The 4,001-nt window shown below is 26.7% G+C and carries 6 protein-coding genes; all 6 read left to right on the top strand.

What is annotated here, in order from left to right:
* Positions 1 to 677 (top strand): metallophosphoesterase family protein (locus FLA105534_RS23710; RefSeq protein ID WP_173968537.1); only part of this gene is annotated, 677 nt, incomplete at its 5' end.
* Between the two features lie 3 nt (positions 678 to 680).
* The gene (locus FLA105534_RS23705) at positions 681 to 1,607 is read left to right on the top strand and encodes a hypothetical protein (protein ID WP_173968536.1); all 927 of its coding nucleotides are present in this window, start codon (positions 681 to 683) and stop codon (positions 1,605 to 1,607) included.
* A 5-nt stretch (positions 1,608 to 1,612) separates the two neighbouring features.
* Positions 1,613 to 1,966, top strand: coding sequence for a MazG nucleotide pyrophosphohydrolase domain-containing protein (locus FLA105534_RS23700; RefSeq protein ID WP_217427740.1), 354 nt, complete (start codon positions 1,613 to 1,615; stop codon positions 1,964 to 1,966).
* Positions 1,956 to 3,110, top strand: coding sequence for a thymidylate synthase (locus tag FLA105534_RS23695; RefSeq protein WP_173968535.1), 1,155 nt, complete (start codon positions 1,956 to 1,958; stop codon positions 3,108 to 3,110). Before FLA105534_RS23700 ends, FLA105534_RS23695 begins: the two co-directional genes overlap by 11 nt.
* Positions 3,111 to 3,122: 12 nt before the next feature.
* The gene (tmk, locus tag FLA105534_RS23690; RefSeq protein ID WP_173968534.1) at positions 3,123 to 3,746 is read left to right on the top strand and encodes a dTMP kinase; all 624 of its coding nucleotides are present in this window, start codon (positions 3,123 to 3,125) and stop codon (positions 3,744 to 3,746) included.
* 7 nt (positions 3,747 to 3,753) lie between these two features.
* The coding region (locus tag FLA105534_RS23685; protein WP_217427739.1) for a hypothetical protein at positions 3,754 to 4,001 on the top strand (248 nt) is incomplete at its 3' end.

The raw sequence follows: 4,001 nt of genomic DNA, 5'->3' as shown, positions 1-4,001 counted from the left end.
CTTTAGGAGGTGACATCGCAAATAAGGCAAATGGATTAAAATATCAATATGCACATGAGTTTTTAAATTTTATTAAAAATGAATTAGTAGATTATACTATACACTTTCTACTATGCCCTGGGAATCATGATATTGAAAATAATAGTTTCTCGGTTTTTTCTAATTTCAATACTTTCTCACGTGAACTAAGAAAAAATTCTAATATAATTTACAATAGTGATAAAACTTGTGTTCTCGAAGAAATCAATGAATTTTCATTTATATGTGTTAATTCCTCTTATGAAGGGGATCAAAAATATGGTTCTATTGAGATTACCCAGCTTGATAAATGTATAAAAGATGCTAAATATCCCATAATAATTCTTACTCATCACCACTTGATTCCTACATATTCTAATGATTGTTCAACCACAAGAAACTCTTACGATTTCTTTAAATCTTTAAATAAATACAATGTGAAGTACATACTACATGGTCACATTCACAAAAACTCACGTATCGAAATATGTAATATAGATGTTGTTGGTACTAGTGCATTATTTCCTTGTCTAGATACGGGCTATAATAATTCATTCAGTATAATTGAACTTAAGAAAGTAATTAATCAAGATGATGTGAAGCAATTTAGAATAATTCTAGATGGAGCTAATGAAAAAAAATTAACTATAATAAAATAAATTATGATAACACATTTACAAGCTGAAGCAAATGACTCTATAGATCAATTGTGGTTTAAGACTCTTAAAGAATGTGAGCAAAAGCATAAGGTTCAAAATTTGGTCATCTCTGGAACATTTCCTATCACTGAATTAAATAACCCATTTATTCTAGAAAAAAAAGAGTTGGCTGAATTATGGCAACTACCTTCTAGACCTAATACTTTAAAATTTAACCATGGTGAATATTTAAACAAAAATAGTAAATCTGCACTAACTTACTTAATAGATGAATTAAGAATAAAAAATGATAGTAATAGAGCGTGCTGGTCTCTTATTGATATGGATATTTTGATTGGCAGCGGAGATACGCCAATTCCTTCTTTTTTAGTTCTACAAGCAGGTATTTCAGATGATAATAAAACGTTAAGTATAACATGTTATTATAGAGCCTTAGAGATTAAAAATTTTTTACCAATTAATTTAGCAGAAATTTGCCTTATAGCATCTGAAATCAATAATGCTTTTGGCAATAAATTCGATAATATAACAATAACTATTCATGCATTTAATGCCTATGTTAAAGATAATTTCACTTGTCTCAGCAGAGCTAAATTAGATACATTTACCGAAGCTGAAATTGCTACTAAAATTGCTGTTATTGGAAATGGACCTAGATGGATAAAAGACGTTTTAGATGAAAAAAAGGACCACCTAGAATCGAATATTGAAATCATTGGAATAAATAACTTAATAAGCAGTATAAAACTTTATATAAAAGAAAACAGATCAGAGCTTTATTCGCAAGAATTTTTAAATCTTTTAGAAGAAGTGGCGTCTTCTATTAGAACATTTAATAACATAGTTAAAAATTCATCCTATGATAAAAAAAGTACAGAACAATATGAAATTATAAAATCTAATATTGCTAATGCAATTGCTAAAATTTAATAAATATGGATTTAAAAAAGATTATTGAATTACAGACTCTTTTTGACAGTGAACATAAAATTAAATTCAATTGGAATGAAAAGATAAACGAAGAAAATTTAAATATATTACAGTTTTTGACAATTGCTTTAGTTGGCGAAACAGGAGAATTTGCAAACATTGTTAAAAAAATTGTAAGAGGTGATAAGACGCTTAATGAATCGAAAAATACTCTTTCTTCTGAAATGGTAGATGTTTTTATATACATCATAAAATTGAGTTATCAATTGAACATCGATTTAGAAAAAGCATTTCTTGAAAAGCTAAAAGAAAACGAAATCCGATTTGCAAAATATAAAAATAACAAAGATGAAGTCTAAGCTCTTAAAAACTGGAATCGATACACTGATCGCTTCTTCTTTTAGTGATTTTTATGTTGATATCAATGAATATATAAAACAAGAAGGCAATTCATTAAATAGTAGAATTGGAGAAACATATGAAATTAGTAATTTTAAAACAATACTTACTAATCCTTTGAATAGATGTACAATATCACAAAATAGAAACGTCAATATTTTTTTTCACCTCGCAGAGTCATTATGGGTTTTCACTGGAAGAAATGACTTAGAATTTATTAGTTTATTTAATAGTAAATTTCATCAGTATAGTGATGACGGACAAACATTATATGGTGCTTATGGAAATCGAATTAGAAATTGGAAATCAAATGGATTAAAAATAGACCAAGTACTTAAGTTAACGCAATTATTAAAAGATTCACCCGAAAGTAGAAGAACTGTAATTAATATCTGGAATCCTGAACTTGATTTGCAATCTAAAAGCAAAGATATTCCCTGCAATACCCAACTTGTTTTTAAAATATATGAAGATAAATTAAATTTAACTATTTTTAACAGAAGTAATGACCTGCATTTTGGTTATGTAGCGAATATATTTCAATTTAGCTTCATGGGTGAAATAATTGCCTTTATATTAAACAAGAAATACAATAGTCAAACACATATATCAAACTCTCTCCATGTTTACACAAATAATAATTTGTGCAATACTTTAATTAAAAACAATATAGCCAAGACATTTTATAAAAACTATCCGCCATCTAACTTCTCATTTAATTTTGAATCAAAAAGTAAAAACGAACAAGATCAATTAAATGAATTAGATGCTTCATTTACTGATTCTATAGAATTATTAATAGAGTTTAGTAATTTGAAAGATATAGAATTAAATGTTATTAGAAGTAAGATAACAAAATTTAAAAAAACAAGCTCATCTTTATATGAAATAGTATATTTGCTTTCTATTTATATTTATTACAAAAATAAATCACAATTAGAAAACATTGATGAATTGAGAAATAAAATTATAAACATTCTCTATGAGGATAATAAAACAATAAATTTCAAGCATAAAGACTTTTATGGTTTGGCACTAAATTATTTTGCTAAAAGAAGCAACAAAAAATTTGATTTATTTGAAGAAGAAATGGGAAGTTATTAAAAATTAACAAAAATGAACAAAGGAATATTTATTGCATTTGAAGGGATTGATGGAAGTGGGAAAAGTACTCAGGTAAAATTACTAACAAATAAACTAAAAGAAAATGGATACAAAGTCTACAGCACATTCGAACCAACAGACAGTCCGATAGGATCAATAATAAGAAATGTTTTTAATCATAGAATTATAGCAGATAATAGAACTATTGCAGGGCTATTTGTAGCCGATAGATTAGATCATTTGTTAAATGAAACAAATGGAATTTTAAAAAAAATAGAGGAAGGATATATAGTAATTACTGATCGATATTATTTTTCATCTTATGCATATCACGGTGTGCACATGCCTATGGATTGGGTTATAAACTCAAATTCAATGAGCTCAGATCTTTTAAAACCAACTATAAATATATATGTAGATATTTGCCCAGATGAGAGCATGTCAAGAATTACCAAGGACAGAAGCCTAATTGAATTATATGAAAATAAAGAATATTTAAAAGAAGTCAGAGAAAAATATTTTGAAGCTTTTGAAAAGTTAAAAGAACAAGAAAACATCTCAATTATTGATGGAAACAGAAAACCTGAAATTATTTTAGATGAAATTTGGAGTCAGGTTAAATCTTTATTAGGCTGAAAATAAGATGGAAATATTTTTAGACAAACAATTAATAGATCATTTCAAAAACGAAATTAGTACAAAAGGTGATACATGGCGTTTATTCAGAAGTAGCACTTTTTTAGATTTAATCAATGTAGACATCCAAACTTACCAAATTAATTCAGAAAGGCGCCATTTACTTGAAGCATTCAATAATTGTATTAAAGCGCAAATTCTTAATAAAATAAATATAATCGGTGATTTAATCATTGACTCTAATAAATTTAATAC

The organism is Flavobacterium collinsii, from assembly GCF_902804485.1.
Classification (GTDB): Bacteria; Bacteroidota; Bacteroidia; order Flavobacteriales; family Flavobacteriaceae; genus Flavobacterium; species Flavobacterium collinsii.
This window is presented reverse-complemented; position numbering and strand designations above follow the sequence as displayed.

Excerpts from the sequence above, each read along its gene's own strand:
- tmk (WP_173968534.1), top strand. The coding sequence starts at position 3,123 with ATGAACAAAGGAATATTTATTGCATTTGAAGGGATTGATGGAAGTGGG.
- FLA105534_RS23695 (WP_173968535.1), top strand. The coding sequence starts at position 1,956 with ATGAAGTCTAAGCTCTTAAAAACTGGAATCGATACACTGATCGCTTCT.
- FLA105534_RS23700 (WP_217427740.1), top strand. The coding sequence starts at position 1,613 with ATGGATTTAAAAAAGATTATTGAATTACAGACTCTTTTTGACAGTGAA.
- FLA105534_RS23705 (WP_173968536.1), top strand. The coding sequence starts at position 681 with ATGATAACACATTTACAAGCTGAAGCAAATGACTCTATAGATCAATTG.